General features: G+C 72.1%; 10 protein-coding genes. 3 read left to right on the top strand and 7 right to left on the bottom strand.

The window, feature by feature from the left end; genetic code table 11:
- Window position 1: 1 nt before the first annotated feature.
- The 3 genes from AB0J10_RS06715 to AB0J10_RS06725 form a co-directional block, all read right to left on the bottom strand.
- Window positions 2–1,159 (bottom strand): acyl-CoA dehydrogenase family protein, encoded by a 1,158-nt coding sequence (locus tag AB0J10_RS06715; RefSeq protein WP_363058521.1) that lies wholly within the window; start codon window positions 1,157–1,159, stop codon window positions 2–4.
- A 202-nt stretch (window positions 1,160–1,361) separates the two neighbouring features.
- Window positions 1,362–1,580 carry a DUF397 domain-containing protein gene (locus AB0J10_RS06720; RefSeq protein ID WP_363058523.1) on the bottom strand — a complete coding sequence of 73 codons (219 nt, stop codon included), beginning with the start codon at window positions 1,578–1,580 and terminating at the stop codon, window positions 1,362–1,364.
- Window positions 1,577–2,368 (bottom strand): helix-turn-helix transcriptional regulator, encoded by a 792-nt coding sequence (locus tag AB0J10_RS06725; RefSeq protein WP_363058525.1) that lies wholly within the window; start codon window positions 2,366–2,368, stop codon window positions 1,577–1,579. Before AB0J10_RS06725 ends, AB0J10_RS06720 begins: the two co-directional genes overlap by 4 nt.
- A 120-nt stretch (window positions 2,369–2,488) precedes the next feature.
- Between AB0J10_RS06725 and AB0J10_RS06730 the strand changes: the two genes are divergently transcribed.
- Both AB0J10_RS06730 and AB0J10_RS06735 read left to right on the top strand, forming a co-directional pair.
- Window positions 2,489–2,806: a hypothetical protein gene (locus tag AB0J10_RS06730; RefSeq protein ID WP_363058527.1), complete on the top strand. Its 318-nt coding sequence runs from the start codon at window positions 2,489–2,491 to the stop codon at window positions 2,804–2,806.
- Entirely contained in the window at window positions 2,803–3,102 is a 300-nt protein-coding gene (locus AB0J10_RS06735) for a hypothetical protein (RefSeq protein WP_363058529.1), read from the top strand. Before AB0J10_RS06730 ends, AB0J10_RS06735 begins: the two co-directional genes overlap by 4 nt.
- Before the next feature lie 51 nt (window positions 3,103–3,153).
- Here AB0J10_RS06735 and AB0J10_RS06740 read toward each other — a convergent pair whose 3' ends face one another.
- The 4 genes from AB0J10_RS06740 to AB0J10_RS06755 all read right to left on the bottom strand — a co-directional run bounded on the left by AB0J10_RS06740 (window position 3,154) and on the right by AB0J10_RS06755 (window position 13,333).
- Window positions 3,154–3,363, bottom strand: coding sequence for a DUF5988 family protein (locus tag AB0J10_RS06740; protein WP_363058531.1), 210 nt, complete (start codon window positions 3,361–3,363; stop codon window positions 3,154–3,156).
- 103 nt (window positions 3,364–3,466) lie between these two features.
- Window positions 3,467–9,868, bottom strand: a complete 6,402-nt coding sequence (locus AB0J10_RS06745) for a type I polyketide synthase (RefSeq protein ID WP_363058533.1) — start codon at window positions 9,866–9,868, stop codon at window positions 3,467–3,469.
- 69 nt (window positions 9,869–9,937) lie between these two features.
- Window positions 9,938–11,284: a beta-ketoacyl synthase N-terminal-like domain-containing protein gene (locus tag AB0J10_RS06750; protein WP_363058535.1), complete on the bottom strand. Its 1,347-nt coding sequence runs from the start codon at window positions 11,282–11,284 to the stop codon at window positions 9,938–9,940.
- Window positions 11,285–11,773: 489 nt separating this feature from the next.
- Window positions 11,774–13,333, bottom strand: a complete 1,560-nt coding sequence (locus AB0J10_RS06755; RefSeq protein WP_363058537.1) for a PucR family transcriptional regulator — start codon at window positions 13,331–13,333, stop codon at window positions 11,774–11,776.
- Between the two features lie 188 nt (window positions 13,334–13,521).
- Here AB0J10_RS06755 and AB0J10_RS06760 point away from each other — a divergent pair, with 188 nt between their 5' ends.
- Window positions 13,522–15,000, top strand: a complete 1,479-nt coding sequence (locus AB0J10_RS06760) for a sodium:solute symporter (RefSeq protein ID WP_363058539.1) — start codon at window positions 13,522–13,524, stop codon at window positions 14,998–15,000.
- Window positions 15,001–15,030 lie beyond the last annotated feature (30 nt).

Here is a 15,030-nt window from a genome sequence, read left to right on the forward strand (position 1 = left end):
GTCAGAGGCCCATCGACTTGGCGATGATCGACTTCATGACCTCGCTGGTGCCGCCGTAGATCCGGTTGACGCGGTTGTCGGCGTAGAGGCGGGCGATCGGGTACTCGTTCATGTAGCCGTAGCCGCCGTGCAGCTGGAGGCACCGGTCGATGACGCGGTGGGCGACCTCGGTGCAGAAGAGCTTCGCGGAGGCGGCCTCGGCCGGGGTCAGCTCGCCCGCGTCCAGCGCCTCCAGGGCGCGGTCGGCGACGGCCTCGGCGGCGTCCACCTCGGCCTGGCAGGCGGCCAGTTCGAACTTCGTGTTCTGGAAGGACGCGACCGTCTTGCCGAAGACCGTGCGGTCCTGCGTGTACTCCTTGGCGAACCGGATCGCGGCCTTGGCCTGCGCGTAGGCGCCGAAGGCGATGCCCCAGCGCTCCGACGGCAGGTTCTGGCCGAGGTAGTGGAAGCCCTTGTTCTCCTCACCCAGCAGGTCCTCGACCGGGACCTTGACATCGACGAACGCCAGCTCGGCGGTGTCTGAGGTGCGCAGACCCAGCTTGTCCAGCTTGCGGCCGACGGAGTAGCCCTCGGACTTGGTGTCCACCGCGAAGAGGGAGATGCCGAAGCGGCGGTCGTCCTCGCGCGGGGCGGAGGTGCGGGCGCAGACGATCACCCGGTCGGCGTGGACGCCGCCGGTGATGAACGTCTTGGCGCCGTTCAGGACGTAGTGGCTGCCGTCGTCCGACAGCTTGGCCGTGGTCTTCATGCCCGCGACGTCGGAGCCGGTGCCCGGCTCGGTCATCGCCAGTGCCCACATCTCCTCGCCGGTGACGAACTTCGTGAGGTAGCGCTTCTTCTGCTCGTCGGTGGCGAGCATCTTGATGTACGGCAGGGCGAGCAGCACGTGCACGCCGGAGCCTCCGAAGTTGACGCCCGCACGCGCGGTCTCCTCGTAGAGGACGGCCTCGAACTTGTGGGTGTCCAGACCAGCGCCGCCGAACTCCTCGGGCACGTTGATGCCGAATATGCCGAGCTCACCGAGCTTGTGGTAGAAGTCGCGCGGCGCCTGGCCGGCGGCGAACCACTCGTCGTAGACGGGGACGACCTCGGCCTCGATGAAGGCGCGGACGGTCTCCCGGAACGCTTCGTGGTCCTCGTTGAATACGGTCCGGCGCACGGACGCCTCCTCGGCAGGGTGACGGGTGACTGGCTGGGCACAGACGAGCACACAGAGCTGTCTAAGCGCTTGCTCAGAATAAGTTACCCGGCGGTTGTTGAAACTGTCCAGAGTGATGAGGGGCACGTGCGGGGGCGGCGGCAGGATGTGACGACGGCCCCGTCACACGACGGGGCCGGTGCGGGGGCGGGTGGGGTCGGGGTCAGGGCAGCGTTCCGTCCTTCACGGCGGCGGTGAACGCGCCCCAGCTTCCGCGCGGGAACACGAGTGCGGGGCCGTGCGGCTGCTTGGAGTCGCGCACGGGGACGTGGGAGGGGTGTGCGTCGAGGACCTCGACGCAGCTGCCGGACTCGTTGCCGCTGTACGACGACTTGCGCCAGCCTCGCAGCGTGGAGGCTCTCGGGATGGTTCGATCAGTCATGGTGTTCCGTAGTCCCTCGCGATCGCCCTCATCAGGGCAAGTGACTCTTGAAGCGGGAGCGCGTCGCCCAGGGCCAGATCGTAGGCGCCCTGCAGTCGTTGAACCACGGCCGGTGAATCGTGGACCCTGCCGATGGAGATGCCTTCGGTGTAGGCCGCCGGCGGCTGGTCCTCGAACCACATGAGGGTCAGCATGCTCTGCATCAGTGGGTGGGCTCCGAGCTCGAGTGGGATGACGTGCGCGCGAACCCGACGGGATTCCACGAGCCGCACAATGTGCGTGATCTGCTCCGCCATCACATCCGGTCCGCCGACCGGCCTGCGCAGCACCGTCTCGTCCAGCAGGGCCCACACCACCGGCGTCAGCGGATCATCAAGGATCCTTGCGCGCTCGAGTCGTGTGACGACGTGCCTGTCACGCTCCTCGTCGCTCCGGGGTGGGAACGTCGTGCCGAGAACGGCACGGGCGTAGCGCTCTGTCTGGAGGATGCCGGGCACGAAGGTGAGCGCGAACTCGCGGATCATCGTGGCCTGTTGTTCGAGCTGTCGTGCGTTCTCGAAGTAGTCGGCGATCGTGCCGTCGTCCCTCGGCAGGAAACTGCTCAGCACGTTCCCCGTGTTCAGCGCTCCGTCCAGCCGCCGCGCGTCCTCCTTCGACGGGACGCGGCGGCCCGCCTCGATGTGCGCGATGTGCGAGCGGGTCATGATCGCCGCGTCGGCGAGCTCCTGCTGGGTGAGCCCGGCGGCCTCGCGCTGGGCCCGCAGCCATTCCCCGTACATGCTGCCCATCGTCAACTCCCGTGTGACTGCCGATCCGTCACGTCGAACCCCCTGGTGAGCCTAGCCGCGAGGGGCCCACTGTGTGATCGGATCGCTACAGAGCGACACCTCGTCGAACCACCGGAGTTGATGGACGTGCGCGACCTGCTCGCCCGCCTGCTGGAGCCGCTGCTGCGGCTCGTGCGCCCCGACGCGGAGCCCGCGTCGCCGCCGCCCTTCCCCGCGGAGCCCGCCGTCTCCGCTCCTCGTCCGGCGCGTCCGGCGCTCCCGGTGAGCCCGCACACCGCCGTGCTGCGCGGCGAGGACACCGCGCTCGTCAGGCCGTATCTCCTGGCGGACGAGCGTCGGGAGGCGTTGCGACGGCGGCCGCGGAGGCCGCAACTGTGGCTCGCCGTCCGCGGTGTCGGCCCGCTTCCCTTCCCGGGACGCGAGGGAGTGCCGGCGTGACGGGCGAGGGGCACGGCGAGGACGTCGTGCGGCTGCTGCCCTGGACCGGGTCCGGTGGAAAGCCGTGCTACGTCATCGGGGACGGCGCCGGTTACGTGTCCCGGCTCGCGGACGACATCGAGGCCGTACAGCTCGCGATGGCCGCGGATCTGATCGACCATGCCCGCGACCTGCTCGCCGACCGCCGGGCCACCGACGCCCAGCTCCGCTTCGTCGTGGCCCGCATGATCGAGGCGCTGCGGGACGTGCACCGGATCGCGCGGAGCCGTGGCGCGCGTCCTCCCGTCCGGGACTGAGTCTCAGGCAGGGCGCTGGGCCCGGCCCCGCAGGGGCGCACGGGCAAGCGGTCACTCCGCGACGTAGGTGCGGTAGACCCAGCGGTACACCGGCAGGCTTTCCCCGTGCAGGGTGCGGTGGCGGTGCGCGAACTCGAAGTGCTCGTAGGCGTTGTGGCGCGGGATCTTGATCGGCTCCGAGCACCCGCCGGAGGGCAGGGGCCAGACCTGGGGCAGGTCGTCGGGACCGCCTTCGAGGAGCACGAGGTTCGAGGGGCTCATGGTTCGTCTCCGTCGGCCTTGCACGGGTGGGGGCTGAGGAGGGGGAGCGGTGCCGGGGCCGCGGGTGTGCGCACCGACGGCCCCGGCCTCCCTCCTCACGGGCTCAGGACTCCGCGTGGTCCTCGAGGGTGAGGCCCATGTGGCCGGCCAGGCCCGCGGCGAGGGCCGCGAGCGTCGGATGCTGGTAGACGAAGTTGGCGGCGATCTTGATACCGAGTCCCGCTTCGAGGCGGGTCCGCAGCTCCAGCGAGAGCAGCGAGTCGAATCCCAGGGACTTGAGAGGGGTCTGGGGGTCGAGGACGGTGGCGTCGCCGAGTCGGAGCACGGCGCGTATGTGGCCGGCGAGGTACTCCTCCAACTCGGCGCGGCGGGCGAGTCCCGGGGGAAGCGAGGCGAGTCTGCCGCGGATGTCGGGGGCGGTGACCGGCCCGGACTGCGCGGCCCGGTCGTCGGCGAGCAGGCCGAACAGCGAGGACCGCAGGACCGCGGGGAGGATCCACGTCCCGGGCTCGCCGGGGATGACCCCGGTCCGGGTGCGCTGGTGCACGAGCAGGGTGCCGAGCGCCTGGAGTCCGCTCTGCGTGGGGATGGTCCGGTATCCGCGGTCGGCGAAGTCGACCGCGGCTCCCGTCTCGCCCCAAGGGCCCCAGTTGACGGCCAGCGTGGGCAGGCCGCGTCCGGTGCGCCAGGCGGCGAACCCGTCGAGCCAGGAGTTGGCGGCGGCGTAGGCCCCCTGCCCCGGGTTGCCCAGCAGGGAGGCCATCGACGAGTACACGACGAACCAGTCGGGGGTGTGACCGGCGGTGGCCTCGTGCAGCCGCCACGCGCCCACCGCCTTGGGGCGCCAGACCGCCGTCAGCTGCTCGTCGGAGATATTGGTGATCACGGCGTCGTCGAGCACCATCGCGGCGTGCACCAGGCCCCGCAGCCGCAGGCCGCCCGCGGTGGCGGCGGCCACGAGTCGTTCCGCCGTGCCGTCCTCGGCGATGTCGCCGAGGACGGCGGTGATCCGTGTGCCGCCGGCCCGCAGCTCGTCCAGTACCGCCGAGGTGGATGGCGGCCCCGCCGAGCGGCCGTTGAGGACCACGTGGCCGGCGCCCTGGGCCGCGAGCCAGCGAGCCGTCTCCAGTCCCACACCGCGCAGCCCGCCGGTGACGACGTAGGAGCCGTCGGAGCGGACCGGGGAGGGCTCCCGGTCGGTGCGCGCGAGGGTCTCGCCCCGCTCCGGGACGGTCAGGACGATCTTGCCGATGTGGCCGGCACCGGCCATCAGGCGGAACGCCTCCGTGGACCGGTCCAGGGGGTACGTCCGGTGCGGCAGGGGGGCGAGCCGTCCCGAGGAGATCTCCGCGAGTACCTCGCGGATCACGGCGGCGAACACCTCGGGCCTCTCACGCTGCAACTGGATGAGGTCGACGGTGCTGAGGGTGATGTTGTTGCGGAACGGCCCGAGCCCGACGGGGGCGTCGGCGAGGATGTCCCGCACGCCGAGCTCGACGAACCGGCCGAAGGGACGCAGGGCCTCGAGCCCGACGCGGATCCCCGGCCCCGACAGCGAGTTCAGGACGACGTCCACGCCCTCGCCGCCGGTCGCCGCGCGTGTCTCCGTACCGAAGCCGGTCGACCGGGAGTCCATGACGTGCTCGATCCCCATGTCGCGCAGATGCGCGCGCTTCTCGGGCGAGCCCGCCGTGGCGAGGATCTCGGCGCCCGTCATACGGGCGACGGCGACGGCCGCCAATCCGGTTCCGCCCGTCGCGGAGTGGATGAGGACCCGCTCGCCCGCGGTGAGCCCGGCGACGCGGCGCAGCGCGTACCAGGCGGTGGCGTACGCGGCCGGCAGCGCCGCCGCGGCGGTCGGGCCGAGTCCGGCCGGCACGGGGGCGATCGAGTGCTCGGGCACGGTGACGAAGGATCCGAAGGCGCCGCCCCGGAGATCGACGGCGAGGACTTCGTCGCCGGGGCGGACGATGCGCACGTCCGGCCCCACCGCGGTGACCGTCCCCGCGCATTCGAAGCCGATGCGATTCCTTGCCTCGTCGTCGACGCTCAGCAGCCCCATCGCCGTCAGGACGTCGCGGAAGTTGACGGCTGCGGCCGCGACCCTGACCTCGACCTCCCCGGCTCGTGGAGGCGTCCTGCCCGCCGCGGCCAGTTCGAGGCTCTCCAGGTCGCCGAAACGGCCGACGCGCAGGCGGAAGCCGTCCGTGCCGTAGCTGACGGTCCGCGTGGTCGCCTGGGTGCGTTCGGCTTCGGTGAGCGGTGTGTACTCCAGCCGGGCGACGTGGCGGCAGCCGCTGCGCAGGGCGATCTCGTCCTCCGGGCCCGCGTCGAGCAGTTCGGCCGCCACGTCGTGCAGTGTGGTGTCCCCCGGGTCGGCGTCGAGGTGGGTCGCGCGCAACTCCGGGTGTTCGTAGGCGAGAACGCGCACCACCCCGCGAAGGGCGCACTGCCCGGGGTCGCCCGACTCCGCAGCCCGCACTGTCTGGGCCCCGCGGGTGACGACGAACAGCCGCGGCGTGCCCGGGAGGCCGGCCAGCACGGCCTGGACCGTGCCGAGGAGCCGGCGCGTGCGGAGCAGCCCCTGCTCGGCGGGTTCAGGGCTGTCGGCGAGGGGTGGGCAGAGCACCACCACCGCTTCTGGTTCCGCCGCACGCCCGGTCGGCGATTCGGCCCATGCCTCGGACAGCGCGTGCCGGAAGGGCCCGAGGGCGCCGTCACCCGCGTCATCCCCGTCACCGAGCGGGGCATCGAACACGCGGGCCCTCGCCCCCGCGGTGCGGAGCCGGTCGGCCAGTTCCGACGCGGAGCCGTCGCCTTCTCCGACGACGAGCCAGTTCCCCGGTGCGGGGGAGGCCGTGGCCACCTCCGTTCGGGGAGCGGTGTGCCACCGGGGCTCCAGGAACCAGTGGTCGACGCGTCCCGTCTCCCCGGTCCCGGGCGGTCGGTGGCGTAAGAGACGTAACCCCTCGACGGCCAGAACGGGCCGGCCCGCGTGGTCGAGCAGATGGAGGTCCCCGGTGACACCGTTGTCGTCGTCCTGCGTGACGCGGCCGAGGCAGTAGACGGCCGTCGCCGGGTCGTCGAGGATGCGCAGCGACTCGGCCCCCACGGGGAGGGCGAGGCCCGGATCGCGGTCCTGGAGCAGTCCGGCCACGAGGGTCTGGGCGCAGCAGTCGATGAGAACGGGGTGGACGCGCAGCCGGTGCGGCGTGCGTGTCGCGGGCGTGGGCACGGCGATGCGGGCCCAACTGCTCCTGCCGTCGGCCGATGTCCTGAGGCTCGTGATGCCGGTGAAGGCGGGCCCGTGCTCGATGCCCCGGGACCGCATGCCCGCATAGAGGGAGGCGGGGTCGATCACGACGGGATGCCGTTCGGGCAGCTTCGTGAGCGGCGGAACCCGGGGTGGTGGTGTGGGGCCGGCGCGGTGCAGCTCGGCGGTGGCCAGGAGCGTCCAGGCGCCCTCGTCACCGCGTGCGTGGATCTCGCAGCTCGCGCGGCCGCTTCCGGTCGCCGTCGCGCTGGTGACCAGCTCGGTGTGCGGGTCGAGCCGAAGCAGTTCCAGGAAGCGGATGCCGGTGACGTGAACGTCCGGCTCGGGTGCGTCGAACATCTCGCAGGCCGCCGTGGCGGCGATGGCGCAGTAACCGGCGCCGGGGAAGACGGGATTCCCGCGGACCTTGTGGTCGGTCAGCCACGGGACGGCCTCGGTGCCCGCGTCCGCCTGCCAGAAGTGGTGGACGCGCTCGCCGGGGACCTCGGAGTGGGCCCCGGGCAGCACGGCCGCACCCGGGGAGGTCGTGGTGGTGGTCGCGGAGGTGCCCGCCGCGTCCGGGTCGTGCACCCAGTGGGACTGCCGGTCGAAGGTGAGGCCCGGGGCGTCGCAGAGGCCGCCTCCCGCGTAGAGGACGGACCAGTCGACCTTGACGCCGGTGCAGTGCAGGGCGGCGAGCTGGGTGCGGAAGGTGGTCGTCTCGTCCTCGTCCCGCCGGAGGGTCGGCAGGACGACGGGGTCGAGCAGGGTGCCCGGCAGGCTCTCGGTGACCGAGCGGGTGACGACGGGATGGGGGGACACCTCGACGTAGACGCGGTGCCGGTCGGCGCCGGCCGCCGCGACGGCGGAGGCGAACTGCACCGGGCGACGCAGGTTCGCGCACCAGTAGGCGGCGTCGAACGCGGGCGCGCGGCGGTGGTCCTTGTGGACCGTCGAGTAGAAGGGGACGCGGGGCCGCTGTGGCGTCAGACCGCGCAGGGACCTCCAGAGGTCGGGGAGCAACGGGTCCACCTGGGGGGAGTGCGAGGCCACGTCCACCGCGACGACATGGGCGGGAACGCCCCGTGCTTCCCAGGCGGCGACCAACTCCGCGATCTCCCGCGGCCCGCCGGCGACGACCGTGGACCGGGGAGCCCCGAGGACGGCCACGCAGACCGCCTCGCTCATCCCCGCCCGTTGCAGTTCCCGCTGGACGGACCGCGGGTCCAGGCTCACCGTCGCCATGGCGCCGGAGCCCGCGATCCGCGCCAGCAGCGAGGAACGACGGCACACGACCTTCACCCCGTCCGCGAGGGTGAGTCCTCCGGCCGCCACCGCGGCCGCCACCTCGCCCATGGAGTGGCCCACGACGGCCGCGGGCTCGACACCGTACGCCCGCCAGAGGGCGGCGAGCGACGTCTGCACGGCGAAGAGCAGGGGCTGCACCTGCGCCGGGCCGTTGGCCGTCGCGCTCCCCGACACCGCGTCGAGGACCGAGAAGCCCGCCTCGGCCGAGATCAGCGCGTCCGCCTCCGCCAGTGCTGCGGCGAACGCCGGTTCCCGCTCCAGCAGCCCGCGTCCCATCCCGGACCACTGCGAGCCGTGTCCGGAGAACACCCACACCGGTCGGCGGGAGACCCGGGCGGGGGCGGTTCCCGTCACCACGTGGGGCTGGGCACGACCGGCCGCGAAGTTCCTCAGTGAGCGGACCAGGGACTCGTGCGAGGAGGCCACCACGCCGAGACGGCCGCGTCCGGCGGACCGCCTCAGCGCGAGGGTGTGAGCGATGTCGCCGAGCGGTACGTCTCCCGCGGCCTGCTCGACCCAGTCGGCGAGCCGTTGCGCCGCCGAGGGGAGGACCCCGGGTGATCCGGCCGGCACGAGGAAGACGTCGGGAGCCGGTGCCCCGGGGCGACGCGGGGCACGTGAGCGTCGAGGGCCGGCCGCCGGCGCCTCCTCGAGTACGACGTGGGCGTTGGTGCCGGAGTATCCGAAGGAGGAGACCGCGGCGAGCCGGGAGCCGCCGACGGGCCAGTTCGTCAGCGCCGTGGGAACGAAGAACCGTGTGCCCTCGGCCGAGACCGCGGGATTCCACCGGGTGAAGTGCAGGTTGGGCGGCACCACTCCGTGCCGGAGGCACAGGACTGCCTTGATGAGGCCGACGATGCCGGACGCCGGCTCCAGGTGACCCACGTTGGTCTTCACTGATCCGAGGGCGCACCTGCCGTGCCCCGCGCCGTAGACACGGGACAGGCTGGAGAACTCGATCGGATCGCCCACCGGCGTGCCTGTCCCGTGGGTCTCGATCATCCCGAGGTCCCGGGGGTCGACACCGGCGCGTTCCAGGGTCCGGCGGAACAGCGCGGCCTGCGCGTCCGCCGAAGGCGCGGCCAGCCCGTCGGAGTTGCCGTCCTGGTTCACGGCCGAGCCGCGTATCACCGCCAGTATCCGGTCCTCGTCCCGCCGGGCGTCCGCCAGGCGCTTGAGAACGACGACACCGCACCCCTCGCCGCGCACGAAACCGTCGGCGGCGGCGTCGAAGGTGTGGCAGCGGCCGGTCGCGGAGAGCATGCCCATCCGCGCGAAGGACCTCGTCGTGCGGGAGCCGAGCAGGAGGTTGACGCCTCCGGCGAGAGCGAGGCAGCACTCGCCCTCCGCCAGTGCCCGACAGGCGAGGTGCAGTGCGACGAGTGAGGAGGAGCAGGCGGTGTCGAGGGCGATGCTCGGTCCGTGCAGTCCCATGAGGTAGGAGATGCGGCCCGCCGCGACGCAGTGGCCGTTGGTCAGGAGGGAGCCCTCGACTTCCAGGGGCCGACCGGCCAGCCCCTCGTAGAAGTCGTTGTAGCTGATGCCCACGTAGACGCCCGTGGTGCTCCCGGAGAGCTGTTCCGGCGGCAGCCCGGCGTGTTCCAGTGCCTCGCTGGAGACCTCGAGCAAGAGGCGGTGCTGGGGGTCCAGCACATCGGCTTCGCGGCCGGAGACGCCGAAGAAGCCGGCGTCGAAGCCGGCCACGTCGGCGAGGTAGCCCGCCTCCCGGGCGGCCGGGCCCGCGGAGTCCATGCCGGCCGGGAGGCTTTCCGGTCCCCGCTGCCGTGCGCGCGCGGCGGAGGGCGGTCCGACGGCGTCCCGTCCACCGGTCAGCAGCCGCCATAAGGCGGCCGGGGAATCGGCGTCGCCGGGGAGCCGGCATCCCAGTCCGACGACGGCGATCCGCTCGTACCCTCCGTTGCCGGCGTACGTGTGCTCGACCATGTGGGCCTCCCTGGTCCCGTCGTTGACGGGTTCCGATTGACGTGCGACGGGAGTGGTGGCGCCTGGTGCTCAGTGCGACGAGGGGGCGTCGGCACGTCCGAGCAGCATGGCGCTCTTCACACCGCCGATCTGATACGTGAAGTTCAGTGCGTACTCGAAGGCGAGGGGGCGCGTGCTCGTGCCGGGCACCGGGTCGAACACCAACCCCTCGGCCGGCTCCTCGCAGTTGGCCGTGGGGCAGACCTGGCCGCGTTCCATCATCAGGAGGGTCAGCGCCGCGCCGAGGCAGCCGGCGGGGGCGCCGTTGTGCCCGAAACAGCCTTCCTGGGAGGTCATCAGCAGGCCCGCCGCGGCGGGTCCGTACAACTGCCGGACGGCGTTCACCTCGAAGGCCGTCACGAGGGCGTCACCGTCGCTGCCACCGTGGACGTAGGGGATCTGCTCGATCGACCACCGGTCCCCCAGACAGGCGCGGACGGCGGCCACCAGACCCGAGCCGCTTTCGTCGCTCGTCAGCGGATTGGCCAGTCCGTCGCGTGTCGTGGCCTGGCTCAGGATCCGGCCGTATGCGTGCGCCCCCCGCCGCTCGGCGTGCTCGCGGCTCTCCAGGATGAGTGTCGCCGAACCCTCGCCGTAGTTCACGCAGTCCGCGCGACGGTCGTACGGGCGCATCAGACGGTCGAAGGAGGGCAGGAGGGCGGGCTTGCCCGCCGCCCGGCGGGAGGCGTCGGCCTCCTGCGCGATGCGCAGGAGGACCTGGGCGTTGCGGACCAGTTCCACGTCGAAGACGTCGACGCCGGTCACCACCGCGAGGTCCACCACCCCGGCGGCGATCATGCCGCGCGCGTGACCGAGTTGCACGGCGGAGGACGCGCACCCGCAGGAGACGGTGTAGCACGGTCCGGTGGAGCGGGTCACCGCACTCTGCACCAGTGCGACGTCGGAGGGGGTGACCGCGAGCTCCGTCCCGATGAACAGGTCCATCGCGCCCAGCGGGCCGATCACCGCGGGGTCGGCCTGCATGACTGCCTGATAGCTGGCGACCTGGGCGTCCACCCCTCCCCGGCCGGCCAGGATCGCGGCCCCGGCCAAGTCGCCCGCATCCAGGTCCAGTCCGGCGTCCAGAGCGGCCTCGGCCAGAGACACCAGGCCGAATCGGTGCGCGGAGGTGAAATGGCGGGAGAAGACCCCGGGGAGCTCGGGAAAGCGCTCCTGGAACGCCGCTTCGGAAAGACGTACCGGACCGTGGTGGACACCGTCGTGCAGGAGGCAGGTCCGACCGTGGGCGGCGACGTCCCACACCTCGTGCGCGGTGAAAACGGGATGCTCGTCTCCCGGCAGGCAGAATCCCATTCCGGTGACGACGGTCTCCCGGCCCTCCGGGAATTCCCGCGCTGCCGTCGCCCGACCGCTCATGGCGCACCTCCGGATGGATCGAGGGGCGGCACGGTGAATCCACGCCGCTGAGCTGGGCCGGGATGTGATCGAGAAGGTCATTCAGGGGTTCGGTGCGGGATCGGCAATCAGCCGAGGCGCGCTCGAGTCGGCGGTCGATTGCGTCGGGGCGTGATATTCGGGGCAGCCGATCCGTGCCATGACGATCTTTGGGAACTGCCCGGCGGTTCTCCCTGATGGAGCCACATTCAGGGTAGGGGCGTAACGGTGAGTTACCCACCTCCGGTATCCCGGCGCTCGAAGCGCAGGGTGCCGGAATTTGTGCGCCTATATTCCACCGGCGTATGCCGGGGGGTAAGTCAGACAACGATGTCAAATAAATCCGATAAACACATCATAAGGATTTTCTCTGCTCGCCTCCCCCCATCGGCTCCCCCTCGGCCTTCTCCCGGCCTTTCCCTCGCTTTTCTTCGGGTCCTGCCTCGGCATTCCCCCGTCGCGGTACCGAAGTCAGCTGTACCGCAGCGCGAACCACAGCTCCATCCGCACGTCCGCGTCGTCCAGGTCCACCCCCAGCAGCGAGCCGCACCGCGCGATGCGCTGGCGGACGGTGTTGCGGTGGACGCCGAGGGCCACCGCCGTACGGTCCCAGCTGCCGTGGAGGGAGAGCCAGACCCGCAGGGTCTCGGTGAGTGCGGGGGAGCCGGCGACCGGCGCCAGCAGGGTGCGCGCATGGACGGCCGCCTCGTCGGGCGAGACCAGCTCGCCGAGGCCCGCGTCGCGCTGGCGGGCGAGCGGGACGCGGTTGGCCTCGGCGCGGCGCAGGGCACGGGCGGCCGCGGTGTCGGCGGTGCCCAGGTCCTCCGCCGTGGCCGGGGCGCTCACGCCCAGGGTCCAGCCCGGCTGAGGTTCGATGCGCCGGTCGCCGGAGAGCAGGACCCGTACGGTGTTCCCGTCCGTGTCCACCAGTGTGCTGCCCAGGGCCGCGCCCAGGGCGGAGGCGGCGATCCGGTCCGGCTGCCCCGGCCGTGTCCCGTGCACCACCGTCCAGGGGCCGGGGCCGAGGTCCCGGGCGACCTCCGCGGGCGTGCCGCCGAGCAGCAGCCGAACCAGTGCGGTGGTCCGCCCGCTCGCGTCGGCTCCCCGGTGCGGAGCGGTGAGCAGGGACAGCAGGACGACGGCGACCCCGGCGACGGTGTGCCCGCCCGGTTCGCGGCCCTCGGCGGCGACCCCGAGAACCAGGCCCCCGCCGCCGAGCGCGTAGGCCGCGAGGTGCGTCCGACCGACGGTGTCGGTGGCCGACGAGGGTGCCCGGCGTGCGGCGCGCGACGGCGCGCCGGCTTCCGTCCGTGCTGCGCCCGCCCGGAATGCCGGGGGAGCGGCCGCTTCCTCGACGGGCTCCTGGTCCTCGGGTCCCGGGCTCACCACCCGCGCCAGCCGTCCCAGGGCCTCGCGGGCCTCCCGGGACGGTGCCCGTCCGGCCACGTGCAGGGCCGAGCCGTCCGGCGCCAGCAGCACCGCCCAGCCGCCGAGGCGGGAGGCCAGCTGCTGCAGCACCGCCGGCACCGGGTCGGGGCGGGCCGCCGCGCCGGCGAGGCCCTGCTGGGCCTCGCTCACCCGGCGCACCTCCCGGAGCCGGGCCTGGGCCATCAGGCCCCAGACGGCACGGGCGATCGCCGTGAACGGGGTCTTGGGCGGCACCTCGAGCAGCGGCAGCCGGTGGCGCTCGCAGGCCGCGACCAGAGCGTCCGGGACGGTGTCGTACACCGGAGCCACCCCGAAGCCGATCGCCGCGCCGCCCGCCTCGACGACCCGGGCCGCGTACATCTCCGGGTCCTTCAACAGGACCCCGGCCGTCAGCAGCAGCTCACCGCCCAGGAGGTAGGGGTACGGGTCGGCCATCTCCGAGGTGTGCACCCACTGGATGCGGACGCTGTCCGCGTCGCTCGGCTCGGGGACGCCGGCGACCAGCCGCAGCCCGAGCTCCTCCCGGGCCAGCAGTGCGGCCAGTGGTACGGGCGGGGTCGGCGGCGCCGAAGGGGCGCCCTGGGGAGCGGCGGGGTCCGGCATGGTGGACGTTCCATCCCTGATCGTCTTCGAGAATGGAGGAAACGTACACTTCATCGTCGCTTTTCGGCCACCTATCGTCGAGTCGTCCAGCGGCCGCGGGTACGGGCGGATGTCCCCGCGGAGCAGCCGCTGCGTCTCCTTGCACTTCTGCACGACACGCCACCGAGGTGAGAGCGAAGGAGGGCCCCATGGCCGTCGACTACGCAGTGATCGTCGTCTATCTGGCCGGCATGCTGGCCATGGGCTGGTGGGGCATGCGCCGCGCCAAGTCCAAGAGCGAGTTCCTGGTGGCCGGCCGCCGGCTCGGACCCTCGATGTACTCCGGCACCATGGCCGCGATCGTCCTCGGCGGCGCGTCCACCATCGGCGGCGTGGGCCTCGGTTACAAGTACGGACTCTCCGGCGCCTGGATGGTCTTCACCATCGGCCTCGGTCTCCTGGCGCTGTCGATCTTCTTCTCCGCCCGTATCGCCCGGCTGAAGGTCTACACCGTCTCCGAGATGCTCGACCTGCGCTACGGCGGCCGGGCCGGACTCATCACCGGTGTGGTCATGTGGGCCTACACGCTGATGCTCGCGGTCACCTCGACCATCGCCTACGCCACGATCTTCGACGTCCTGTTCGACATGAACCGGACCGTCGCGATCATCCTCGGCGGCTCGATCGTCGTCGCCTACTCGACGCTCGGCGGCATGTGGTCGATCACCCTCACCGACATGGTGCAGTTCGTCGTCAAGACGATCGGGGTGCTGCTCCTGCTGCTGCCCATCGCCGTCGTCAAGGCCGGCGGTTTCGCCGAGATGAAGGCCCAGCTGCCCACCGAGTACTTCGCGCCGTTCGGCATCGGCGGCGAGACGATCTTCACCTACGTGCTCATCTACACGTTCGGCATGCTGATCGGCCAGGACATCTGGCAGCGCGTCTTCACGGCCCGCGACGACAGGGTCGCCCGCTGGGGCGGCACGGTCGCCGGCACGTACTGCCTCGCCTACGCCCTCGCCGGCGCCGTCATCGGCACCGCGGCCAAGGTGCTCTACCCGAACCTCGCCAACGCCGACGACGCCTTCGCGACCATCGTCAAGGACGAACTCCCGCTGGGCGTGCGCGGACTGGTCCTGGCCGCCGCCCTCGCCGCCGTGATGTCCACCTCCTCCGGCGCCCTGATCGCCTGCGCGACCGTGGCCAACAACGACATCTGGCAGCGTCTGCGGGGCGCCGTCACCCGGCGGGCGGAGGGTGGACCCCACGACGAGGTCAAGGGCAACCGGATGTTCATCCTGGTGATGGGCGTCGCCGTGATCGGCATCGCCATCGCCCTCAACAACGTGGTCGAGGCACTGACGGTGGCCTACAACCTGCTCGTCGGCGGACTGCTGGTGCCGATCCTCGGCGGCCTGCTGTGGAAGCGCGGCACGGTCCACGGCGCCCTCTCGTCCGTCGTCGTCGGCGGACTGGCCGTCATCGCCCTGATGTGGAAGTTCGGCATCCTCGCCAACGAGCCCATCTACTACGGCCTGCTCGCCTCCCTCGCGACGTACGTCGTCGTCTCGCTGGCGACCAGGCCCACCGACGAGGCGGTCCTGGCCAACTGGCGCGAGCGTCTCGCGGGCCGCGACCCCGAGGCCGAGCAGCGGACCGCACCGGAGTCGGTCCCGGCCACCCCGTGAACCCCGTTACAGTCAAACGACTGCAAACCG

Source organism: Streptomyces sp. NPDC049887 (assembly GCF_040656535.1).
In the GTDB taxonomy this organism is placed as follows: domain Bacteria; phylum Actinomycetota; class Actinomycetes; order Streptomycetales; family Streptomycetaceae; genus Streptomyces.

What these genes read in the sequence shown, in the direction of transcription:
- AB0J10_RS06740 (WP_363058531.1), bottom strand. Translation starts at nt 3,363, where the DNA reads ATGAGCCCCTCGAACCTCGTGCTCCTCGAAGGCGGTCCCGACGACCTG.
- AB0J10_RS06745 (WP_363058533.1), bottom strand. Translation starts at nt 9,868, where the DNA reads ATGGTCGAGCACACGTACGCCGGCAACGGAGGGTACGAGCGGATCGCC.
- AB0J10_RS06725 (WP_363058525.1), bottom strand. Translation starts at nt 2,368, where the DNA reads ATGGGCAGCATGTACGGGGAATGGCTGCGGGCCCAGCGCGAGGCCGCC.
- AB0J10_RS06750 (WP_363058535.1), bottom strand. Translation starts at nt 11,284, where the DNA reads ATGAGCGGTCGGGCGACGGCAGCGCGGGAATTCCCGGAGGGCCGGGAG.
- AB0J10_RS06730 (WP_363058527.1), top strand. Translation starts at nt 2,489, where the DNA reads ATGGACGTGCGCGACCTGCTCGCCCGCCTGCTGGAGCCGCTGCTGCGG.
- AB0J10_RS06755 (WP_363058537.1), bottom strand. Translation starts at nt 13,333, where the DNA reads ATGCCGGACCCCGCCGCTCCCCAGGGCGCCCCTTCGGCGCCGCCGACC.
- AB0J10_RS06720 (WP_363058523.1), bottom strand. Translation starts at nt 1,580, where the DNA reads ATGACTGATCGAACCATCCCGAGAGCCTCCACGCTGCGAGGCTGGCGC.
- AB0J10_RS06760 (WP_363058539.1), top strand. Translation starts at nt 13,522, where the DNA reads ATGGCCGTCGACTACGCAGTGATCGTCGTCTATCTGGCCGGCATGCTG.